This is a genomic window from Psychroserpens sp. NJDZ02 (assembly GCF_004843725.1).
GTDB lineage: Bacteria > Bacteroidota > Bacteroidia > Flavobacteriales > Flavobacteriaceae > Olleya.
Genome location: NZ_CP039451.1, coordinates 3617166 through 3639737, shown reverse-complemented (window position 1 = coordinate 3639737; position 22572 = coordinate 3617166). Strand labels below are relative to the sequence as shown.

26 protein-coding genes are annotated in these 22572 nt (G+C 32.6%); 4 read left to right on the top strand and 22 right to left on the bottom strand.

Annotated elements, in window-relative coordinates; all coding sequences use genetic code 11:
* Positions 1-35: 35 nt before the first annotated feature.
* The 13 genes from E9099_RS16105 to E9099_RS16045 all read right to left on the bottom strand — a co-directional run bounded on the left by E9099_RS16105 (position 36) and on the right by E9099_RS16045 (position 14018).
* Complete coding sequence (locus E9099_RS16105; RefSeq protein WP_028282170.1) at positions 36-227, bottom strand: cold-shock protein; 192 nt, start codon at positions 225-227, stop codon at positions 36-38.
* Positions 228-364: 137 nt separating this feature from the next.
* Entirely contained in the window at positions 365-1624 is a 1260-nt protein-coding gene (locus tag E9099_RS16100; RefSeq protein ID WP_136584546.1) for a DUF2130 domain-containing protein, read from the bottom strand.
* The gene (locus E9099_RS16095; RefSeq protein WP_136584545.1) at positions 1625-3853 is read right to left on the bottom strand and encodes an AAA family ATPase; all 2229 of its coding nucleotides are present in this window, start codon (positions 3851-3853) and stop codon (positions 1625-1627) included.
* A 159-nt stretch (positions 3854-4012) separates the two neighbouring features.
* Positions 4013-5410 carry an NAD-dependent succinate-semialdehyde dehydrogenase gene (locus tag E9099_RS16090; protein ID WP_136584544.1) on the bottom strand — a complete coding sequence of 466 codons (1398 nt, stop codon included), beginning with the start codon at positions 5408-5410 and terminating at the stop codon, positions 4013-4015.
* 404 nt (positions 5411-5814) lie between these two features.
* The gene (locus tag E9099_RS16085; RefSeq protein WP_136584543.1) at positions 5815-6693 is read right to left on the bottom strand and encodes a YihY/virulence factor BrkB family protein; all 879 of its coding nucleotides are present in this window, start codon (positions 6691-6693) and stop codon (positions 5815-5817) included.
* A gap of 72 nt (positions 6694-6765) precedes the next feature.
* Positions 6766-7272, bottom strand: coding sequence for a peroxiredoxin-like family protein (locus E9099_RS16080; protein WP_136584542.1), 507 nt, complete (start codon positions 7270-7272; stop codon positions 6766-6768).
* A 212-nt stretch (positions 7273-7484) separates the two neighbouring features.
* Positions 7485-8795, bottom strand: coding sequence for a DEAD/DEAH box helicase (locus E9099_RS16075; protein WP_136584541.1), 1311 nt, complete (start codon positions 8793-8795; stop codon positions 7485-7487).
* A 3-nt stretch (positions 8796-8798) separates the two neighbouring features.
* Positions 8799-10139: a DEAD/DEAH box helicase gene (locus E9099_RS16070; RefSeq protein ID WP_136584540.1), complete on the bottom strand. Its 1341-nt coding sequence runs from the start codon at positions 10137-10139 to the stop codon at positions 8799-8801.
* Positions 10140-10319: 180 nt separating this feature from the next.
* On the bottom strand, positions 10320-10910 hold the full coding sequence (locus E9099_RS16065; RefSeq protein ID WP_136584539.1) for a DUF6515 family protein: 591 nt from the start codon (positions 10908-10910) through the stop codon (positions 10320-10322).
* Between the two features lie 245 nt (positions 10911-11155).
* Complete coding sequence (locus tag E9099_RS16060) at positions 11156-11455, bottom strand: hypothetical protein (RefSeq protein ID WP_136584538.1); 300 nt, start codon at positions 11453-11455, stop codon at positions 11156-11158.
* A 357-nt stretch (positions 11456-11812) separates the two neighbouring features.
* On the bottom strand, positions 11813-12058 hold the full coding sequence (locus tag E9099_RS16055; protein ID WP_101018697.1) for a cold-shock protein: 246 nt from the start codon (positions 12056-12058) through the stop codon (positions 11813-11815).
* A gap of 378 nt (positions 12059-12436) precedes the next feature.
* Positions 12437-12892, bottom strand: a complete 456-nt coding sequence (locus tag E9099_RS16050; RefSeq protein WP_101018698.1) for a cold-shock protein — start codon at positions 12890-12892, stop codon at positions 12437-12439.
* A gap of 208 nt (positions 12893-13100) precedes the next feature.
* Positions 13101-14018 carry an EamA family transporter gene (locus E9099_RS16045; protein ID WP_136584537.1) on the bottom strand — a complete coding sequence of 306 codons (918 nt, stop codon included), beginning with the start codon at positions 14016-14018 and terminating at the stop codon, positions 13101-13103.
* A 90-nt stretch (positions 14019-14108) separates the two neighbouring features.
* Here E9099_RS16045 and E9099_RS16040 point away from each other — a divergent pair, with 90 nt between their 5' ends.
* Positions 14109-14384, top strand: coding sequence for a DUF3817 domain-containing protein (locus E9099_RS16040; RefSeq protein ID WP_101018700.1), 276 nt, complete (start codon positions 14109-14111; stop codon positions 14382-14384).
* A gap of 105 nt (positions 14385-14489) precedes the next feature.
* On the opposite strand, the gene E9099_RS16035 is transcribed toward E9099_RS16040, so the two are convergent.
* Together E9099_RS16035 and E9099_RS16030 are read right to left on the bottom strand one after the other, a co-directional pair.
* Complete coding sequence (locus tag E9099_RS16035) at positions 14490-14879, bottom strand: acyl-CoA thioesterase (RefSeq protein WP_136584536.1); 390 nt, start codon at positions 14877-14879, stop codon at positions 14490-14492.
* Entirely contained in the window at positions 14876-15769 is an 894-nt protein-coding gene (locus E9099_RS16030; protein WP_136584535.1) for a DUF72 domain-containing protein, read from the bottom strand. Before E9099_RS16030 ends, E9099_RS16035 begins: the two co-directional genes overlap by 4 nt.
* A 120-nt stretch (positions 15770-15889) precedes the next feature.
* On the opposite strand from E9099_RS16030, the gene E9099_RS16025 reads away from it, so the two are divergent.
* Both E9099_RS16025 and E9099_RS16020 read left to right on the top strand, forming a co-directional pair.
* The gene (locus tag E9099_RS16025; protein ID WP_136584534.1) at positions 15890-16306 is read left to right on the top strand and encodes a glyoxalase; all 417 of its coding nucleotides are present in this window, start codon (positions 15890-15892) and stop codon (positions 16304-16306) included.
* An 8-nt stretch (positions 16307-16314) separates the two neighbouring features.
* Positions 16315-16761, top strand: coding sequence for a hypothetical protein (locus E9099_RS16020; protein ID WP_136584533.1), 447 nt, complete (start codon positions 16315-16317; stop codon positions 16759-16761).
* Here the strand turns inward: E9099_RS16020 and E9099_RS16015 are convergent.
* The 6 genes from E9099_RS16015 to E9099_RS15995 form a co-directional block, all read right to left on the bottom strand.
* Complete coding sequence (locus tag E9099_RS16015) at positions 16758-17429, bottom strand: DUF2461 domain-containing protein (RefSeq protein ID WP_136584532.1); 672 nt, start codon at positions 17427-17429, stop codon at positions 16758-16760. The two genes, E9099_RS16020 and E9099_RS16015, sit on opposite strands and share 4 nt — an antisense overlap.
* A 123-nt stretch (positions 17430-17552) precedes the next feature.
* The gene (locus E9099_RS19295; RefSeq protein ID WP_168800768.1) at positions 17553-17696 is read right to left on the bottom strand and encodes a hypothetical protein; all 144 of its coding nucleotides are present in this window, start codon (positions 17694-17696) and stop codon (positions 17553-17555) included.
* A 117-nt stretch (positions 17697-17813) separates the two neighbouring features.
* Positions 17814-17975: a DUF1328 domain-containing protein gene (locus tag E9099_RS16010; RefSeq protein ID WP_101018706.1), complete on the bottom strand. Its 162-nt coding sequence runs from the start codon at positions 17973-17975 to the stop codon at positions 17814-17816.
* Between the two features lie 49 nt (positions 17976-18024).
* Entirely contained in the window at positions 18025-18930 is a 906-nt protein-coding gene (locus E9099_RS16005; RefSeq protein ID WP_136584531.1) for a mechanosensitive ion channel family protein, read from the bottom strand.
* 54 nt (positions 18931-18984) lie between these two features.
* Positions 18985-19488 (bottom strand): Dps family protein, encoded by a 504-nt coding sequence (locus E9099_RS16000; protein WP_101018708.1) that lies wholly within the window; start codon positions 19486-19488, stop codon positions 18985-18987.
* Between the two features lie 177 nt (positions 19489-19665).
* Positions 19666-20445, bottom strand: a complete 780-nt coding sequence (locus tag E9099_RS15995) for a tRNA pseudouridine synthase A (protein WP_136584530.1) — start codon at positions 20443-20445, stop codon at positions 19666-19668.
* Positions 20446-20537: 92 nt separating this feature from the next.
* On the opposite strand from E9099_RS15995, the gene E9099_RS15990 reads away from it, so the two are divergent.
* The gene (locus E9099_RS15990; RefSeq protein WP_136584529.1) at positions 20538-20954 is read left to right on the top strand and encodes a hypothetical protein; all 417 of its coding nucleotides are present in this window, start codon (positions 20538-20540) and stop codon (positions 20952-20954) included.
* A gap of 189 nt (positions 20955-21143) precedes the next feature.
* Here E9099_RS15990 and E9099_RS15985 read toward each other — a convergent pair whose 3' ends face one another.
* Positions 21144-22547 carry a right-handed parallel beta-helix repeat-containing protein gene (locus E9099_RS15985; protein WP_136584528.1) on the bottom strand — a complete coding sequence of 468 codons (1404 nt, stop codon included), beginning with the start codon at positions 22545-22547 and terminating at the stop codon, positions 21144-21146.
* Positions 22548-22572 lie beyond the last annotated feature (25 nt).

Below are 22572 nucleotides of genomic sequence, written 5' to 3'. Positions count from 1 at the left end.
GTAACCTTTTTCTTGAATTGTACTGAATATATATCTTAGATAACTTTTACGTTAACCGCGTTTAATCCTTTGTTTCCTTCTTGTAAGTCAAATTCAACCTCATCACCTTCTCTAATCTCATCGATTAATCCAGAAATGTGTACGAAATGATCTTTGTCTACTCCTTCTTCAGTGATAAAACCAAATCCTTTTGTGTCGTTGAAAAACTTTACTGTACCTTTACTCATCGTAATATAATTTATTTTATTAATACTTAATACATTACAAGTATAGTGCCATTATTTGAAACCACAATCTTTTTTAATGTTTATTTTCATTAAATATTGAAAAAAAAGTATTCCAAATCAAAATCATTCGGCTACACCTACTCTAAATCCTCATCAAAACCAGGTAATTCCAATGCTTTTACAGACTGAATCGCATTTCCGGCAATTCCTTTAATTGAGCCATACATATCTATAGTGTTGGTTACCACCTTCTCTATTTGCTTTTCTCTTTGTTTCCAAATACGTTGCATGGATCTTTTTTCGCTTTCTAAATCCGATTTCATTTGTGTAAACCCTTCCACAATCGCTTCAATTTGCATTCTAAACGTATTACTAGTTAAGTAATCGTACAGCAAATCCATTTTATCTCCTTTATTTTCCTGAGTGACTATGGCGTTATTGACTTGCACAATACCCTGTCTTAACACCGCACACAAGCCTTTAAACTCGTCGTAGTTACAAATCCAAATCCCATCTCTTAATCCCATACGGTCCATATCGGATGGCATAACCTCGGTTACTAACACACCAATATTGGCGCCTTTGTCTCTAATGTCTGCTTTAAACTTTTCTATCCAGCTAGGCTGAAAATCTTTTGTACGTTTACTTTCGTAATAGATAGTACCACAATTTTGCTCGGTTCTAGTATGTACAATTTGAATACAGTCACCACCTCTAGCTCCTTTTTTAATTTCTTGAATCGTATCTAACGGAAACTGCGCTGCTAACCACTCCTCTATTGCTAACTCTTGCACTTCACCCTGTAATTGCATGGAGCCCTGCTCCTGCTTACGTTTCATTTCTTCGGTTAGCTTTTTCTGGTCTTCCAATTGCTTTTGCATTTCTTTAAAACGCAATTCGTTTTTGTCTTCCTCAGATTTTTTAATCTTTTCCTTTTCCGCAGTCAGGATTTCGTTTAGTCTTTTCTGTGCTTCTGCTTCCGCCGCTTCTTTAAGTTCGCCTTTTTCTCTTTTAAGCTTTTCAATTTCGGCTTTAGAGCGGTTTAACTCTTTGACTTGCTCAGACTTTTCGTTTAATTCCTTTTGAAGCGCCTCAAACTGTTCCGACTGCTCTTCCTTTAACTTTAGCTTTAGCTTCGTTTCTATTTCCTTTTTATCTTCTTTAAGCTGATTTTCTAAACGTTCTTGAAATAACACATTCTCGCGCTTCTTCTTTTGCTCAAAATCATGCTGTGCTTGTTTTAGCTTTTCTTGCTGACCTTCGTAACGCTTTTTCTCAGCAGCTATTTGCGACTGATACTTTTGTTTTATTTCCTCTTCTAATTGATGCGATAAAATATCTTGAACATCTATGGAAGTCCCACAATTAGGACATTTTATTTGATTTTCGTTTTTCATTTAATCTTTGATTTGATTAATTTGGCCTTCAAATTTACTATTTACAAAATCAATAACAGCAGTACATCCTTTTTTAATCATCTCATCATTGTAAGGCATTTGTTGTCGAATTGACCCATGAGAAGCATCATGCATTAAAGAATAAATAAATTCATTGTTTTTTAATATATTATTATCTTCACAATATTCCTTTAATTCTTTGTCAGGTGACTCAAACTTGTTAATAGTTTCTAATATATGACGTATTGAGTTTGGTATGGTATGAGAAGACTCTTTTCCTTTTACAACATTATAAACATCTCTCAAATGCTCTTCGTATGGCATTATTAATTGCCTAGAAAGTATCGATAATTTTGAATTTACTAAAACAAGAGAAAATTTGATTATTTTATTTCTAATTAAAATACTCATGAATTCAAGATTATGAGTTAAAATAATAAATCTTGTCCGCTTTAATTTCAGTGTTTCACGCAGATCTCTTATAACTTGAGCAACTGCATAAACATAATGAAAATCTAAACTAGAAATAGGATCATCAATAATGAAAAATATTTTATCATAATCATCATTTCTATCAACTAGTTTATGAATATCAGCCAGATAATAGCAAAACGCTACTATACTTTTTTCTCCATCACTTAAAACATCAGTGGCATTACTAGTTAATACATGTTTATTAAACTTAAAACAGAAATCGTCATCAACACTATATTTCTCACCAAAAAATGATTTCAAATGCATCTTTAGATTTTCTAAAACCTTAAGTTTTTTACGAGTTTTCTCTTTACTTTCCTTTATTTTTATTTCCTTTTCTAACACTTCCTTTTCACTTCGGATTTTTCTAATTTCTTCTATTAGATTTTTCTGTTCGGCTTGTATTTTTAAATACATTGCCTTACATAATTTCCTATTTACCTCTAGTTTTTCTACTTTTAAATTATCCTTTTTATCATTAAAATCTATCAGTATTTTATTATTATTAAAGCTATTAGCTTTTAATACCTCTAAATACTTATTCATTCTTAAGAATGAAATAGAATAGTCCTTTAAAGGAATTTCTTTTTCAATATTTAATATTTTCGTATTAAGTAAATCTATAATATTGTCTAGTTCTTTATCAAGGTTATTATTTTTTAACCCTTCCAAATTAACATCAATTAATGAAGGAATATAATTTTTAAGAGTATCAAATTCATTTTTAGTTTTTAAAAATAGACTTTCGTCTTTTTCAACACACTTCTTCTCCTCTTTTACGTATTCCAAAAGTGTAGTAATTTCACTATTAACTAGTGATTCCGAATCATCCAAGTAAACATTATACTGCTCAATTAAGTTCAAAGCATTAATTCTTAAATCTTGTTCACAGAAAGGACATGTAGCCTTATCTTCCTTAAGATTCTGCGATAAATATTTTATTCCTTCTTTAATAAAACTTTGCTTTGACAACACCTTTTCTTTAAAAGATTGTGCTATTTTACTTTTTGTATATTCTGTTTTAAATATCTTAATTATTCTATCAAAATAATCATCATTAAAAGAATAATTTAATTGTTTTATATTTTCAATATCATCAGGAGTTTGACTTAAGTTTTTATTGAGCTTTACTAAATCATTATAAGATTTTCTTTCTAAATAATTACATTCATTATTATAAATACTAGAATGAGTAAATTTATATTCGCTTGTTCCTTTATTTATTTTTTGTTTGTCTAGTTCGCCTTTAGCCTTCTTTACTTCTTCTTTAAATAATTCATACTTTTTAATATCTAATTCATTTAATTCTTTTAATTTATTTTTTTCATTTGTTAAATCTATTTTAGTTCTTCCAAGAATATACCCCTCAATTTTACCATCTGGATTATATTTTAATTCTTCTATATTTTCTTTTATGTAATCACTGTTAAAAACATGAAAAATATAATCTGTATTGTCAATTATAACAGCTTCTTTATCTTTATTTAATTTTATAGATAACTGAGTCTTTTTATCCTGCATATTAGTCACATTAAATTTAAAAGAACCCTTTGTTTTGTTAATCGATAAAATTTTATTTACATTTTCAATACTATTATTATTTATCAACCGAAAAGCACGACTAATGAATGTTTTACCACTACCATTATTCGCAAATACACCTAATTTCAAATCACTTATCTGAAAAGAATCATTTAAAGATAAATGAGGTCCTATATTTTCAGCAACCATCTCAATTGTATTCTTTTTCTTCATATTTTCTATAATCTTAACTTACTTAATCCTTAAAAATACATTAATTAAAAACACAAACCTTACGGAAAACCTCATTCCTCTAAAATTTCACATTAAAACAAAAAAAAGACCAAGTATAAAACTTGATCTTTTCCTCACTAACTAATATTCCCTCAAATATTATTTACTGTTATTAAGCATGATTGCTTTTGTGTTTACAAATTCTGTGATACCAAAACCACCATGCTCACGTCCATAACCAGAGTCTTTAATTCCTCCAAAGGGCATGTTTGGGTGTGCTAATCCGTAGGAGTTAATGTTTATCATTCCGGTATCAAAATGGTCTTTGGCTAATTGTATGGCTTTCTCTTCGTCTTTACTAAAAATTCCGCCACCTAATCCAAAACGACTATCGTTAGCAATACGCATAGCATCCTGATTATCTTTTGCTTTAATAAGCGATGCTACAGGTCCGAATAACTCTTCGCTATACGCCGGTTGCCCAGGTTTTACATCGCCTAGTACTGTAGACGGGTAAAAATAACCTGTAACATCTGGTATTTTTCCTCCACATAAAATGGTGGCGCCATTACTAACACTATCTTCTACTTGTTGGTGAATTTTGTCTCTTAAATCTTTTCTAGCCATAGGCCCTAATTTAGAGTCTTTGTCCATTGGATCGCCATAGGTCACCGCTTCCATCCCTTTTACAAAGGCGGCTTTAAACTGGTCGTACACTTTATCTACAACAATAAAACGTTTGGCAGCCACACAGGTTTCTCCATTATTATACGTACGTCCTACAATACTGGTTTGTACTGCTAAATCCACATCGGCATCATCTAATACTAAATAGGCGTCATTACTACCCAACTCCAAAACGGTCTTTTTTAATACTTTTGCTGCTTTTTGAGCAACATACTCTCCTGCTTTAGAACTTCCTGTTAAGGTTACACCACGCACTGCTTTATGTTCGATAATTTTATCTGACGTCTCGTGATCTATAATTAAAACGGTAAACAGGTTTTTTGGTAAGCCTGCTTTTTCTAAAACCTCTTTTAATTTTAAAGCTGATCCGGTGACGTTTTTAGCATGTTTTAATAACACACCGTTTCCTGCCATTAAATTAACTATTGTATAACGAATGGCTTGGTACAATGGAAAATTCCATGGTTGAATACCATAAATAACGCCTAAAGGCGCTTGTTGTATGATTCCTTTACCACCATTTTCCATGGTTCTCACCTCATCTTGTAGCTTTTTGACACCCTCGGTTGCTGTGTATTCGCAAATACCAGCACATAATTCTATTTCGTCATAACTGTGTGCTACTAATTTACCCATTTCTTGGGTCATTAATTTAGCATAGCTGTCTTTTTCTTCTACTAGGGTTTTACCAACTGCCTTAATAATTTTGGCGCGGTCTTCTAACGGTTTTAGTTTCCAGTCTAAAAAAGCGTCTTGACACTCGTCTACTGCTTTTAAGGCTTGATCAACGGTCATGTAATCGTAATGTTGTATTGTCTGTTCTGTTGTTGGATTAATAGTTTCGAATCCTTTATTTGTGCTAGTACTCATGTGTTTTAAGTTTTAAATATTATGTATGCTCTGCCTCGTCCATTTTGGACAAGTACTGTAATTATTGAGGGTATATAGGTTGCCTTTTCGTTTTAACTATTTGGGAGTAGTTACTAAAGGACTTTGTCCATTTTTGGAAATGGGTATTGGATGGTCTTAGAGATCCAACCAAATGTATAGATGACTATGGTGCGTTATCTATGATACTGAATCTGATGATGGCTTCAAAATTTATTCCATCTTGCCCCTTGTAAGGTGCTTGTTTTACACTATTCTGTTTCATTTTCTTTTCTGTTTTGTATACCTTAAAGATACGCTATATCTGTATCTTTATTATTAGCTTTAAGACGACTTTATGATGGGTTTAGCGTAATTATAACACTACGTCAGCCTTTTTGTACCGCTTACTGTAATTCCGTTTTACTTTTAACAAACTGATTAGAATATTGCCTTGTAAAATGTGCTCCGAATAGCAAAATAAGACTGGAATACGAGACCCAAAGCATGATTAAAATTATGGATCCTGCAGCGCCATAAGTTGATCCCGGTTGCATGGTGCTAAAATAAATAGCTAGTATATATTTACCTAATAAAAACAGGATGGTCGTTAATAATGCACCTACCCTAACCGATTGCCAAGGTATTGTTGCAGAGGGCAAAAATTTGAACATCGCTGCAAATAAGACGTAAATAAAACCGATAGAGACCAAAAAGTCAAAGATATACAGGTATTCAAAAAGATTATCAGGAAGAATACGTTGTAAACTGTTACCAAATGTGCTTAATACTGAGGTTAGTATAAAACTGGTTAATAGTAAGAATCCGATGATTAATATAAAACTGAAGCTTTTTAATCGGCTAATAATTACCGCCATAACGCCGTTTGTAGCGTCTTCTTCTTGTTCCCATATTTTATCTAATGCCGATTGCACTTGAAAAAACACCCCTGTCGATCCGTATATTAAAGTCCCAATACCAACTGCTGTTGCAAATACTGATGTGGCTTCATTACCTTTTCCGATAATCATGACTTTAATTGCCTCTGCAGTATCAGGTCCTAATGCCTCCGAAATCTGTCCTAACAATTCGCCTTTAACAATATCACGTCCCCAAAATGCTCCGACGACATTTAAAATAATAATCATTAATGCAGGAAGCGACAGTATAGCATAATAGGCTACAATGGCGCTTCGTTCAAAAGGTTCTCCTGCATACCAAGCACGTGCTGTATTAAGAACTAGTCTAGGAAAATGAACCAATTTAAATGTTGTGCTTTTGCTCATGTTAGTTATTCCTGACTGGTGTTACGACGTGTTTTGCTCGGTTTTAATCTATTGTAATTAGTTGTTATAGTATTACGCTTCTCCTCTTGCAGGATAATCCGCTTTTAAGATATAATCAATCCCACCTAAGACATCGTTAAACCCTGGGCGTCCAAATGGCATAGATTGGATAGATTCCCAATACACGGTTTGGTCTGGTGTGATTAAAAACAATCCAGGTTCTGTAAATAATTCTGGTTCTTCTTTTATACCTGAAGAAATGAATAATCCCCATGCTCTAGCTTTCTCTATAGATATCCCATAACCTAATGGTATGTTTGGAATTTCCCATGCTTTATGTGTTGCTTTTGCGACCGCTTCTGTATCTGCACTAATTGCAATAACATTAACACCACGGTCTGTAAATTTGTCTAGTTTTTTTTCTAAGTCTTCTAACTGTGACTTACAAACTGGACAGTGTTTTCCTCTATAAAATAACACTAATGTGAAGTGTTCTGGCGATTGCTCACTTAACGTCCATGTGGTATCATTTACTAATTGAATGTTTAATTCTGGTGCTTTTTCTCTTGGTTTAATCATTTTGTATGTTTTTGATAATATACTAGTTACAACAGTTAAGTTAAACTTTTACATTATATGTTTATAATGTGCTTACTACAAAGATAAGAACAAACAACAGCTCTTATATTATACAATTACCGATGACGCTTACATGATTTACATATTTGGGTATCAACAAAAAAAGGGTTGCTAAAATAGCAACCCTTTTTATTCATTTGTAGTACCACTTATTAAATGGTGTGGATACGTACTTTTCTTTTCTTTAAACGCGAGTTATTGGTTTTGGCAATAATACCTTCAGCTTTAGCTTTAGGAACCGCAACAAAGGCACAATCCTGCTTTAACTCGATAATACCAATTTCTGATTTATCTAAATCACATTGTTTAAACAACATCCCTGCAACATCACCTTTAGAGATTTTATCTTTTCGGCCTCCAGAGATAAATAGCGTCACCCACTCCGTCCCTAAGGTCTTAACAGTTCCTTTTGGCGTCACAGTGTCATCAAACTTAATAAAGTCCGGTAAACGCTCTCCTTCCCATTGTATGACGTAAGACGTTCCCTCAGCATTCATACGCGCGGTACGCCCATTACGATGTGTAAACTCCTCTGCCTTTAACGGGAGTTGGTAATGGATAATATAATTTAACTCCGGAATATCCAAACCACGCGCTGCTAAATCTGTTGCGATTATAATTTGATGGGTTCCGTTTCTAAACTTTATTAAGGCACGCTCACGGTCTATTTGCTCCATTCCCCCTTGGAAACATCCATGCGGAATGTCGTTTTTGTCTAAAAAATCGCTTACAAACTGAATGGTGTCTTTATAATTACAAAAGATAATCCCGGGTTTGTTACCAATATCATGCAACAAATCGACTAAGGTTTGCAATTTGTTTTTATCCGGAGAAATCACTTGCTTGATCGCTAGATTAGTAACTTCGGTATCAGAATAGTCAATAATCAATTCGTTTTCTAAACCTACAAAGCGCGGAATCTCCATGTCTTGCGTTGCTGAGGTCAAAATACGTTTTTTGATATGTGGTAGATTATTAATAATCTCGCTCATTTCCTTTTCGAACCCCACTTCTAGAGATTTATCAAACTCGTCTAAAACCAACGTATTAATATCATCTACTAAAAACGTTTCGCGTCTTAAGTGATCCGCTACACGACCTGGAGTACCTACTAAGATTGCAGGCGTGTGTGCTAATTCGATTTTATCTTTACTAAAATGGCGTCCGCCATATACGGCATTGGCTTTAAAACCCGTCCCCATCGTACGGATGACTTGCTCTATTTGAATAGCCAGCTCACGAGACGGTACTAAAATTAGTAATTGTACATTTTTGCAGTTAGTATCTAGCGCCGCAATAGTTGGCAATAAAAAAGCCAACGTCTTTCCGGTTCCTGTAGGCGACAACAACACCGTGTTATCTGCATTAGTAATAGACAACAACGCTTCCTCCTGCATTGGATTAAGCGTTTTGATATTTAGTTTGTCTAAAATATCCTGCTGTACTTTTATATAACTACTCATTATTTATTTCTTCTTTTTTTTCTTAACCACCTCTTGCTTGTCTACAATCGTATTGTTTTCGGCAATGTAATTGGATAAGATTTTATCAACTAATTCTTCTTTTGTTAAATGATGAAAAATAGTTTTTACTTTCGCTTTAAAATCTTCAGGAATATCACGATTAGGTTTCGTTTTAAAAATCTTTCTTGCCCAAAGCAACCCGTTGTTTTCCTCAATACTTTTAGCGTCTGCTTTTTGGTATTGTTTGAATGCAATCCCTAATTCGTCTTCAAACTCCGGAATCTCTTGTACTTCATCCTCTTGAATCACACTTAACGCTAATCCATTGGCTCCTGCTCTAGCCGTACGTCCACTTCTGTGCACATACGCATCATACGTATCTGGTAAATGGTAATTAACCACAAACGCTAAGTCTTTAACATCAATACCACGCGCTGCTAAATCTGTAGCCACTAATATATTAATATGACCTTCTCTAAACTGTCCCATAATACGATCACGAATCCCTTGAGATAAGCTTCCGTGAATGGCACCAGATGAAAATTTGTTTATCGCTAAGTTTTTAGCCAACTTATTTACTGCTGCTTTGGTCTTACAAAAGACAATACCACGTTGCCCCTCATGCGTGTTTAAAAAATGCATTAATACATTTAATTTCTCGATAGGCTCCACAACCACATATTGGTGATCGATCCCTTGGTGACCAATCGTTTCCATATCAGCTTCAATAGTTACCACTTTTTTAGCTAAACTATTTTGTACCAATTGCTTGATTGTACCAGGCATGGTTGCTGTAAACAATAATGTTCTTCTAGATTTTGGCAATGCTTTTATAATAGCATCCACACCTTCTTTATGCGCGCTAACCATCTCATCCGCTTCATCTAGAACAAAATACGAGATTTCTTTTACGTTTATCGCGTTACGCTCTATCAGATCGGCTAAACGTCCTGGAGTCGCCACAACGATATGTGTGGTATTTTTAAGGGTTTCTATTTGTGGCTTTATTGGAATACCTCCAAAGACACCCGCAATAGTAACGCCTAAACTAGTCGCATTAAAGGCTTCTAGGTTTTTAAATATTTGTTGCCCTAACTCTCTTGTTGGTGCTAATATAACTGCTTGAATATTGCTTTTAGTAACGTCTATTAACTGTAATAAAGGCAATCCAAAAGCAGCTGTTTTTCCGGTTCCTGTTTTTGCAATAGCAACAACATCGTCGGTATTATTAAGTATTACAGGGATGGCTTTAGATTGTATATCTGTTGGCGTTGTGATTTGTAAATCCGCCAAAGCACTCTGCAATGCTGTATTAATACCTAAACTAGAAAACTGTTGTGACATAAATTATAATTTTATGCAAAGATAGTAGAGTTTTATTGGTTATACAGATTTAAATGCTGGGATTTAAAACACTCTGTTTAACAGTACTGGCTAATGTTATAGTAAAAAACAAAAAAAAAGAGGATAATTATATAATTACCCCCCTTTCCATTATTAAAAATCAACCAAAATTTAAATAATTTAATCCATATCTATAATTCCTACAACTTCGTAAGCTCTTGTACCATTGACTTGTGTTTTTTCGTATAACACATTTGCATATTCATAATAAGTCTCATCATTGATAACCACTTTTTCATAATCGTCTGGTAACTCATATACAAGCGTTCCTACTTCTGGTTCAACGACCTCATATTCATTATTTATTTGCACATAAAAAATACCTGAAGCATTATAATACTTATGATTATTATAACGAATACTTTTATAATTTGTAGGCAATACTTTAATTTTAAACCCAATCTTTGGAGCGATAGCAATATAACGTCCTCTAGATTGTGTGTAATATTTATTATTAGCATAATAATAGTTCTGCCCTTTGTGCACAATAACAGTTCTGTTTGGTACAGTTCTAACAGACACAACTTTACGTTTTGGTGTTTTATAAACAACAGTCTTACTAGGCACTCTTTTGGCAATCGTGCGTTTTTTTACTACTGTCGTTTTTGTTGTCTCAACCCTAGTATTACGTTTTGTTTGTGCAGAAACCTGTGTTGTTAGCGCTATTAAAAAAGCGAATGGAACTACGTATGTTTTAATTAATGCTTTCATAATTTTAAATTTTTAAGATTATACGATACTTGATACTTAGATTCTATTTCTTAGTAATAGTTTAAAGGTATGTGTAAAAAACATCTTAAAAAAAGCAACTAGACGATTGGCTACATTGTATCTACCAATAGGACGATTTTAAAGACCATACAATTTTATCACTATAAAAACAGACTATTTATGACACAAAAAAAAGAAGGTACACCTTTCGGCATACCTTCTTTTAAGACTATTTCAATAAAATATTATTTCAGCAAACTCAACAAACCTGTTAATTCGGTAAGATTTAAACTTGAATTACTATCAGTATCTAACGTATTAAAGTTTTCTGATACCGAACCTACTGCTTCCGTAGAACTAATAGCCTCATCCTTATTAGTATCTAATAAACTAAACAAGCTAGAAATTTGTTGTACCGTAGAATTTGAAGTTAACGAGCTTAATAATGTTACTGCAGTCGATACATTTGATGTATCCATGTTTTTAACGCTATTACAACTAAATAAACTGATTGCTATAACTAATGATAATGTTATTTTTTTCATGTTTTGTATTTGTTTTTTTATACAGCCGTAAAAGTAATTACACTTCTATTTTTGTAACTAAAAAACAAAGCTTATCACAGGTTAATCTATCAAGTGTACGTTTTTTGAGATGAACGGAAGGAATTAAGTGTTACCCAGATTGCTATAGACTAATATCCATTAACGTTCTGATTTGTAGATTTGCCACATTCTGAAATACACTATTCCCTTAGACTAGAAGATTGAGACCTAAATTATAATATTAAGCAAAGACCATAGCCTTTTATTCATTTAGCAGATTTATAGTCGAAATATTACTGCATAAAAAAAGCCTATTAAATAATTAATAGACTTTTATAATACGTTGCGTAGTTGTAATTACTTTTTACGTTTTACGTTTACGGCATTTAATCCTTTTTCACCTTCTTCTAAATCAAACGTCACTTTATGTCCTTCGCGAATCTTATCTTTTAATCCAGTAACATGAACAAAATGCTCTTTATCTGAATCTTTTTCTGCGATGAATCCAAAACCTTTAGAATTATTAAAAAACTTTACAGTCCCCTCTTTACCAGTTTCGCTTTTCTTTGAACCAAATAATTTACTTATTAATTTTTTTAACATTGTTTCCGTTCTTTTAATTTGTGTTTTATTATACTACAGGAGCAATTTCTTCTTTTACCCGATAATTAAAGCGTTTTCTATATAATCCCATACCTGCACTATTAATTTCTTTACATAATATGACATTGCAAACGCTGCTTCTGTTTCTGATACAATATTAGTCATTTTTTTTAATTTACATGTCACACATCGTTAAGAACGTGACGTTCTTCCCGATAATTTAATGTTAGCGTGCATAAAAACGACCTTTTAGCGTTTGAAGTCAAGTTAGTTGTCGTTGGTAATTATTATTTATACGACACCTCATTTTAGGTGTAAAAACAAAAAACCCATTAAGATTAACTCTTAATGGGTTTTAATCTAAACGTTATTGTTAGATTATATTTTCTTCACTTTTACAGCGTTCATACCTTTCATTCCTCTTTCAAGTTCAAAAGATACTTTATCGTTTTCTGCAATTTGGTCTACTAAACCACTGACGTGACAGAAATATTTCTCGTTGTTTTCTGTATCAATAATAAATCCGAAACCTTTAGAGGTATCAAAAAATGATACTTTACCGTTTCTTACTGGATCTTCCTCTTCTCCTTCAACTTTTTTAGGCACTCCTAAAACAATTTCTTCTGCATCAATCTTCTCTTTCAACTCAGGATCCGGCGGAGTGTCCACCAAGTTACCATTGTAGTCTACGTATGCAAACTGTATACCATCAGAACCTCCGTTAGCTTCTTTATCAAGCTTACGAGCTTCCATCTTCTTACGCTTATCTTCTCTTTTCTTTAAGCGTTTCTTTTCTTTTTCACTTTTATTAAATGTTTGTTGCGACTTAGCCATTAGCGTTATTAAATGTGTGTTTTAAATGAATTCATTTAACAAAAAGTAATTAAAAGCTATGTTCTGCTTAACGATTCTAAACTACTAAAAAGTGAGATTAAGGAAAGGTTTACTTGCTTAAATGAGCTACAAAGATAGTAAAATTTTAAATAATTGTATATTAACTCTTTATCCTAATTACAATTAATTTTAATTTTAGTAAAAATAACTACTTTTTAAATCGTGAAAAGATGACTATTTTTTTCTTAGAATTGATAAAATAAACGCCCGTTAATAAAATCAATGCAGCGACTATAGATTGCTGACTTAATTGTTCTCCCAGAACATACCATCCTAAAAATAATGCGATCACAGGATTAACATACGCTGAGGTTGCCACCTTCTCTGTTGGGACTTCTTTCAGTAAATAATTAAAGGCTGTAAACGCCACAATACCACCAAAAACGATTAATAATAACATCGCTCCTTGTGCTTTACTACTCCACTCCAATGGTGTTTTCCACGTTTCGTTAAAAAATAAACTTAGGGATACTAAAAATAAACTGGCAAATAGCATTTGATAGCCTGTCGCCACAAAAAAACTTTTTGGTAAATCTGCTTTAGACACAAAAATACTCCCATAACTCCAACTTAAGACACAAGTAAAAATCATGACAATTCCAATAATACTATCCTTATTAAGTTTTAAAGTATCTTGACTAACTAGTAAATACATGCCTACAAAACCAAACAAAACACCAATAATAGATTTTGTTTTTATTTTAGAACCATGTAGAATTCGCATTAAAAAGATAACAAATAACGGTTGTGTTGCCGCAATCAATGCTGCAAAACCACTATCAACATAACGCAGTGCCCATACAAACACACCATTACCATAGACTAGGAATAAGAAACCAGCTAATGCCGAATTCTTTAATTGTTTTGTTGATGCCTTTAATGACAATTTTAAGCCTTTTGCTATTATAAAAATTAATACTCCAGCACAGAAAAAACGAATCGCTGCTAAATAAAATGGCGCGACTTCGGAAACAACAATCTTATTAAGTAAATATGTAGATCCCCAAATACAGTAAATCGAAAAAAAAGCAAGTACAATAAGTATAGATTTTCTAGTACTATCCATAGAATTAATTTTAAACGAAATTAATGATTAATCATTTATAAATCATAATTTGAAAAACAATATTTATCTTTGTAAAAAAAGGTCTTTATTATGCTAAAAACGTTCCGTATTGTTGCTTTATTAGAAGGTGTATCTTACCTATTATTAATGGGTGCATCTGTGTATAAAAGATTACCTGGAGGCGATGATGCTTTTGTGAAATTATTAGGCTATCCTCATGGTTTTCTGTTTGTTCTCTATATCCTAATAGCTTTTTTAATTAAGCCGGATCAAAAATGGTCTTCAAAAGTATTTGGTATTATATTATTAGCATCTATACTTCCTTTTGGGACTTTTTATGTTGATAAAAAATATTTGAAAGCGTAGTATTGCTAAAGACATAAAAAAATAGCCTCATTAAAAATAATAGTATTATTTTTAATGAGGCTATAAACTTATGTATTCATTTTATAACTAGACGATTTAGCGCAATTAATTTGCCAATCTATCTTTTATAAATTCGGTTTTAGTTTTACCATGTGGTTTAGGATTACCTTCAGCATCCAAATTAACCATAATAATATTTTCCACAGTGATAATCGTTTCGCGATTACGCATATTTCTAACTTCACAGTTTAAAGAAATAGATGAATTTCCAAATTTTTTGATTTCCATCCCTATTTCAATAATATCGCCTTCTACAGCTTTACTCATAAAGTTAATTTCGCTCATATACTTTGTCACTACTTTATTGTTTTCCAATTGTATGATTGTGTATAACGCTGCTTCCTCGTCAATCCATGCTAATAATTGACCTCCAAATAATGTTCCGTTTGGATTTAAATCTTCGGGTTTTACCCATTTTCTTGTGTGAAATCTCATATTTTAAATAAATTTTGTTGTAAATTTTCGTTTGGGATTTTTAACGAATATCCCAATTCGCTATTTAATTTTTCTGTAAAATACGCTGATAATAACGGGGATTCTTTTTCAATATTTTGATGAATAAAAAAATTAATCTCTTTAACTCCTTGTGTTTTCCATAGTTTTAGACGCGCGATCCAATCATCCAACCGCGAGTAGTCACTCTCATGATTAGCGCCTACATATCGCACAAAAGCAGTAGTATTGGTTAATCTCATGTGCATTAAATCTCTTCTTCCAGCCGTATCGACAATAATATTAGAGACATTATTAACTTCCAATAATTGATATAACTCTTCTGCAATTTTTGGGTCGTTAAACCAATCCGTATGCCTAAACTCGACCGCTAAAGGAAGTTGCTTCGGCCAACTTTGAATAAAAGCCACCACACGATCAAAGTCTTTAGGCGAAAAATTAGAATGCAGTTGTAAAAAGATAGTCCCTAGTTTTTCTTTTAAATGAACTGCCGACTGCAAATAATCTTCGACAACAGCTTGAACGTCCTGCAACCGTTTATAATGACTTATCTCTTGAAAAAGTTTCGGGAAAAACTTAAAATTTGAAGGCGTTTTATCGTACCATTTCGAGAATTGCTCAGGCGGAAAAATACGGTAGAATGTTGCATTTAACTCAATAGCATTAAACTGTGTCGCATAATACGCTAGCTCATCCTTAGTACCTTTAGGATAAAATCCTTTTAAATCGGCTTTATTCCATTTGGCACAACCTACATAAACCTTAGGAATAGTTTCATCCTTAACCTTGCTTAACACGCGCTTGGTGTCTTTATGATCACTAGGCAAGGTAAAATCTATAAGTTCTGGGTTAGGTACGTTTCCAAATGTCATATTACAATTACTTTATGTAAAAATACAATATCTTGATTGTTAACAACACCGTTAAAAAGTATATTTTACTATACTACTATTGGTATTTATTATTGATATTTTTAATAAAACTTAATTATTATGACTGGAAGAGACACACAACTGTTAGCGATTAGACCCATTATAGAAAGTATAATTATTAGACCAGACATGAGTGCTGAAGAACGGTTTCAAAATGAAACATTGCGACCTATAATTAAACTTCAAAACGATTTATTACTCGCCATTTTTAGCAATTATATAACAAAACATAAGAATGTTTTCTATCAATTAACTATCGAGAAACGTTTAGGTTATATCGAAAATGCGACCCAAAAAGACATTAAGTTTAGAAATAATTTAAAAGGTGTGATAATTGGTCAATTTACTGTATTAGAATATGAAAATTATAGACTACATTCGCCCGCTTTAAATAAGCGTATGATGACCATTGTCAAACAACGTTTACAAAGCAATATTCAATTATTCGAAACACCAAAAACAATAGAAGCTTCATAGGCTAAACAATGACAATTAAACAACAACTTTTGCAAATTTGTAATCAACATGTTGCTCAGCGCATAACGGATTACACCAATGAAATTGAACTTATAAAAGAGTCGATTGAAAGTAACGACAAAGGAGGTTCTGAAGGAGACGATTCCGGAAATGGCAAACTTTTAAATGATCTTGAAAAAAACATGGACTTTCTTAACGACGCCCGTAAAACTCAAGAGTATTTAAAACAAGTTAGAGCTAATTTATTAACGACTACAGCTGCCTTAGGAAGTCTTGTTAAAACAGATAGTTTGCAGTTTTTTATGTCTATAAGCGTTGGGAAAATTGACATTGCAGATCAGGTTTACTACGCCATATCCCTACAATCCCCTATAGGTCAATTATTACAGCAAAAATCTACAGGAGATACGTTTGAATTTAATGGTACTAAATACACAATAACCGACGTGGTTTAATCTTTAATTAAAGACACACCATTTAGGTCTGTGGTTAGTACATCACTCATATAATCAAAGAATGGTCTGATGGTCTTAAAATCGTCACTCACTTTTTGAGCAAACCCTTCTGCGATAACTTCTGCATCAGTATACTGTTTTGTAAAGATGAATTGTTTCTTTTTAATCAAATCGATTGCAGGATGGGTTTTATCAAAATCTCTAGGCGCCGTTTTAAGCTCCTCGCCTTCTAAAGGTCCCCATACAGATTGTAATGGATGGTCATTAATGATACTTCTAATCTCTTGATCGTCCATTTCAAACTCTTTTCTGATTCTTAACAAATCTTCTTTTTCAGGACTCCAAAAGCCTGTAGCTATAAAATTATTGCCAGGTTGGATTTGCATATAATATCCACCTCTTAATCTCGGTTTTACTCTGTGGAATGCAGCACCAAAATTATTTTTATACGGTTGCTTATTTTTAGAGAATCTAACATCTCTATAAATCCTAAAAACTTTTAATTTCTCAAATTCATCATGCGCTTGTATATTACTATAAACCGTATTAAACAATGCTTTGACAGACTTTAAAGCCTTATCATATTCTGGTTTATTATCGGCAAACCACTCTCTATTATTGTTTTTTTCTAATTTTTTAAGGAAATCTAAAGCTACTGTAATACTCATAAAATATAGTTATTGCATAAAAATACAAAAGTCCTAAATTTAATTAGGACTTTTGTTGCTATTAATCCAACACGTTTTGGATCATGTTAAATTATCTTTTTCTTTTTCAAAGCGGTTTTATTATTAATCTACTGCATCTTCAACTTCATCTGCTGCATTTTCTACTGCGTCTTCTACTTTTTCTCCGGTAGATTTCTCTTCTCTACATCCTGTTAATAGCATAGATAATGAGAATAATATAATAAAGGTATGTGCTAACTTTTTCATGTGTTTTGGTTTTTAAGGTTGTTTTTTATTTTAATGATTAAGCTTAACAACACTAATCAGCCAACTTATTTTTGCTTAAAAAAATGATTATTTAACTGATTAGGTTGTTTACTTAATTTATGACTTTACTCCTTTTTTAAGTAATGTAAGTACAAATAGTACTATAAATACAAAGAATAAAATTTTAGCAATTCCTGCAGATGCTCCTGCTATTCCACCAAACCCTAAGACTCCGGCGATGATTGCGATTATGATAAATGTGATTGTCCAACGTAACATATTTTTTTGGTTTTAAATGGTTATTAATTCAACTAAAAACACGATGCTTTTAATTGTTCGAGAATTGATTCTCTGCTTCCTGAGGCGCTTCAAAAGCTAACTTATTGTCAAATTGTAGCGTCCTAATCGGGAAGGGTATATTTATATTTTCTTTATCGTAAGCTTTTTTAATTTCAATAATAGCTTTACTTTTTGATTTCATTTTCTCTAATGCATTCTCTGCATCAATCCAGAACCTACATAAGTAGTTGATTGAGCTTCCACCATATTCCGTGTAATAAAACTCTACATCTTCTGGTTTTTCAATTTGCTCAAATGTGTTGCAAATAGTTTGTTTAGTTAACTGTTCTACATGATCCAAATCGGATTCGTAGCCCACACCACATTCTAAAAAGACTCTCATCTTAGTGGTTAGTGTGTAATTTTTTAATGGATTATCTAAAATCATCTTATTTGGGATGATTACCATGTTATTATCAGCCTCCTTAATTGTAAAGTCCTTAAGATTAATATCTATGATTTCTCCAGAATACCCATTAGTTTCTACCCAATGTCCGATTTGTATTTTTTTTCTAAACGATAATACTATACCAGCAAATGTGTTAGATAACGTGCCTTGTAAGGCTAAACCTATTGCTAAACCAGCAACCCCTGCTCCTGCTAATAAAGAAGTTAATGTTTTACTTAAGTTAAGTATTCCTAAGGCTAAAAAAAGACCCGCCAATACTACAACTACAGACGATAGTGTTCCTATCATTCTAGTAATTGAATTTTGTTGTACTTTTCTAGCAACTAATTTGGTGACATACTTTTTAACGTACTTAGCAATAAAATAAGCCGTAAATAATACAACAATAGCTAAAATTAAGTTTGGAATATTAGATACTATGGCATTAAGCCAAGCGCCTAATTTTTCTACTAATAAATTATAGGCTTCTGATAATTGAGATTTCATAAGATGTTTTTTTAATTAATTCTTGTTTTAATATTTTTAAGTATTAAACCTTAATTAACTACTAGTAACAACTTCTTTTAATTGATCAGATGTGTTTTTTGACCAAGCATTAAGCATCCAACTTGATTTTTCTAATTCTCTAATATAAGCACCGATTAAATCGATCGTCCCTTCATCTTCTGCGTCTTCTGCTTTAGTAAGCACTTGCTTCATTTGTGACAACATTGTTTTGTGGTCATTTAGCAACTCGTCAATCATTTCTTGATCAGTAATCATACTAGATGCTTCCGATAATGACGATATTTTTAAATAGTCGCTAAATTTACTTACAGGATGATGTCTTAAGGTTAAGATGCGTTCTGCAATTTCATCGACTTTTAATTTAGCCTCATTATACATGGCTTCAAACTTTTCGTGTAAATCAAAAAAGTTTTTACCTAATATATTCCAATGGAACGTTCTTAATTTTTGGTAGTATAAATTGTAATCGGATAATAATGTGTTTAACTCTACAACTACAGGTAGTACTTTTTCATCTTGCATATTCAAATAATTCATGTTTTTCTGTTTTTTAGTGTTATTAATATCTCTGGTACAAAGATGCAACACTAATCAAGCTGACATGTTATATGATTTTTTAAGAATGTTATAGAATTTCAATAAACACCTCAAAAAAGGGTGTTTTCTTATTAAAATGGTGTTAAAATGAAGTGAAAAGACTAATTATTGATTGATTTACTCAAACTCAATGTTTTTCAAAATCAATCCAGATGCTGGAGCCACGTAATAAACTTCTCCTGTAAAATCTGGTTTTAAACTCGCTTCAATATCTTCTAAAGTACGCTTTCCTTGTCCTAAATGGATTAAGGCGCCCATCATTAAACGGATTTGATTACGCATAAACCCTTTTCCCTTTACACGTAGTATGTAACTCTTCTCTGGAAAGAAACTCGCCGTATATATCGTATTTTCCACTATTTCGCATTTTAAAATAGTACGATTGTAAATTCCGTTATCTGTTGGTTTGTAGCAATACTTCTTTAAATAATGCTCCCCTTCAAACAGCTTAGCTCCTTGTTTCATCAACTCAACATCTAAAGGATCTAAAATAGTCGTTAATATTGGTGCACAAAACGGGTGAAATTTATCTCCAAAAGCAAACACATATAAGTATTCTTTTACTTTTGAATGCTGAATGATATTAAACTTATTATCGACTTCTCTAATCGTTAACGCCCGAAGATCTTGAGGTAAGTTAGTATTAAAAATTGCCATAAAAGCATCAAAATCGTCAATAGGTTCTTCCAAAAACAACTCGAAAGCAGCACTCTCCGCACTAACCATAGCATCTGTACGACCTGAGGTTAGCGTTTTAAATTTCTTTTTTTCTAAAATAAAATTTAACGTCCTGTCAATCATTAAATGTAATGTTTTCAAATTAGGTTGCTTTTGCCAACCGTGAAATCTATACCCTAAATATTGAATAGTAATAACGTAGAAAAACTTTTTTTGCATGATAAATTATGAATGCCGAAAATACAGTTTTACTAAGCGTCTCGCAAAAATTTTATACCTTGAAACGATTTTAACTTACTAATACTATAATAATGACTGATTCTGCAATTCAAAAATCACCTATCTGGTTTATCGTCGTAGGTATTCTTGCTTTAATTTGGAATATCATTGGCATTATGGCTTATATCAGTCAAGCGTATATGAGCGAGGAACTTATAGCCCAATTACCTGAAGCCGATCAACAGCTGTTTGCTAATCTGCCTACTTGGTACACCGGTGCTTTTGCTATTGCTGTTTTTGCAGGTACTTTAGGAAGCTTAGCTTTAGTCATGAAAAAAAAGTGGGCCATTACCTTGCTATTAGCCTCTTTAATTGCTGCTGTGGCACAAATGAGCTATTTAACCTTTGTATTAAAAATGGCAAATACAATGACAGCTTTAGTTGTTATTATTGGATTTGCTTTGGTATTGTTAGCTAAATCAGCTAATAACAGAGGCTGGTTATCTTAATGTTTTCAATTTTTACAACTTTTAAAAATACAAAGCAAAAAAAATCAGTCATAAACACTACTTTAGAAACCAACGTATTGTTAGTTTAGTATGGTCTATGACTGACTATTATTTTCTATTCTTCTATTACCCGAGGTTATCGCATTACATTATTAATAAAACACCAATATAACTTCCTCTACTATCTGCTTAATTTATCCAACAGCCATCCCAAGGTGTATTTTCCTGTAAAGGAATATCAAAAGGTGCTCCATTATAAGTATTACCTGTTGCACTTCCACTAACTTCTAAAAAGCGATACGCCCAACACTCACTTGGATGATCTACTGCATTATTTTCTAAAGTAAGGTTTGTCATCTCTTTAAATGCTAAATGACCATTATCCATAAAGTTATCTGTAATTTCTAAATCTGCACCTTTATACATATACATTCCACAATTGTTTAATGTATTGTTATAAATAAAAGTGGTTGCTGGATTGGTTTTAGGATTATCATTAGAATACATAATAATACCATTCCAATTGTTAACCGAAACTGTGCGCATTGTTATACTATTGTTTCTTATGGTCCAATCTGCATTTTTCCAATACACAATAGGGCCATCAATATACTGGCTATCGTCCCCTTGCAATAATATATTGTCTTCCACAAGTATATTTTTACCATCTGTATTTACAATATCCCCTCCTCTATTATTATGGAAATAATTTGTTCTGATCGTCACATTTTCATTTAAACGACCAGCACCTTCTAAATCGATTCCAAATTGCGGAGAAACCCCATTTGTATGGTGTATTTCGTTATTTTCTATCAACACTTCAGAACTCCCTACTAAAGAAATCCCTTGTCTTCTATTGTCAGAAAAATTATTTCTTCTAATTTCAATAGCTCTAAGTAATTGTTCTGCCGAGCCATTTGGACTACCCACCATCAAAACACCATCACCGTTAGCTTTACCTAACGTTACATTTTCGACGGTTACAAACTCACTTTCGCCTTCAATACAAATTAAATGCCCTTCGTCGTGTGCTGTAGCACCATCACTTGTTCGCGGTGTATACTCGTGACCATCTCTGTCTCCAAGTAATGTTCCTCCAGAAATAACAACATTAGATTTCCCTCTAACTGCAATAGCACAATAGTTCCACTTATCATTAGGTGCCATTTCAATAACTGCATTTTGATCTAATAAAAAGGCCGTATTACTTTCAAGCACTAAACCCGCTTGATAAATATCATTCCCATATTTTCCTATTAAATAATGTCCTGCTGGTAAACAAATCTCACCATATCCTTCGGCTACAGCCCAATCAATGGCGGCCTGAATATTATCTGTTGTTTTAACGGGCTCTCTTCTATCATTTGGTATATCCCAAACTTGTAAATCGATACAATAACGATTTGTAGAAATAGAGGCGTATGGCATTATTTCAATCGGCGCCATAACTCCCGAAAACGGATTAGGATTATTTGAATCCGTAGGACTTAATGGTGTAATAACAGTAGCTTCGGTCGCGTCATCCAAGTCGTCAAAACAAGACGATAATGACAACAATAAACCTAATGCTAAAAGATGGTTTTTGTAAGACATGTGGTTTTTAATTTTTAATTGGAAT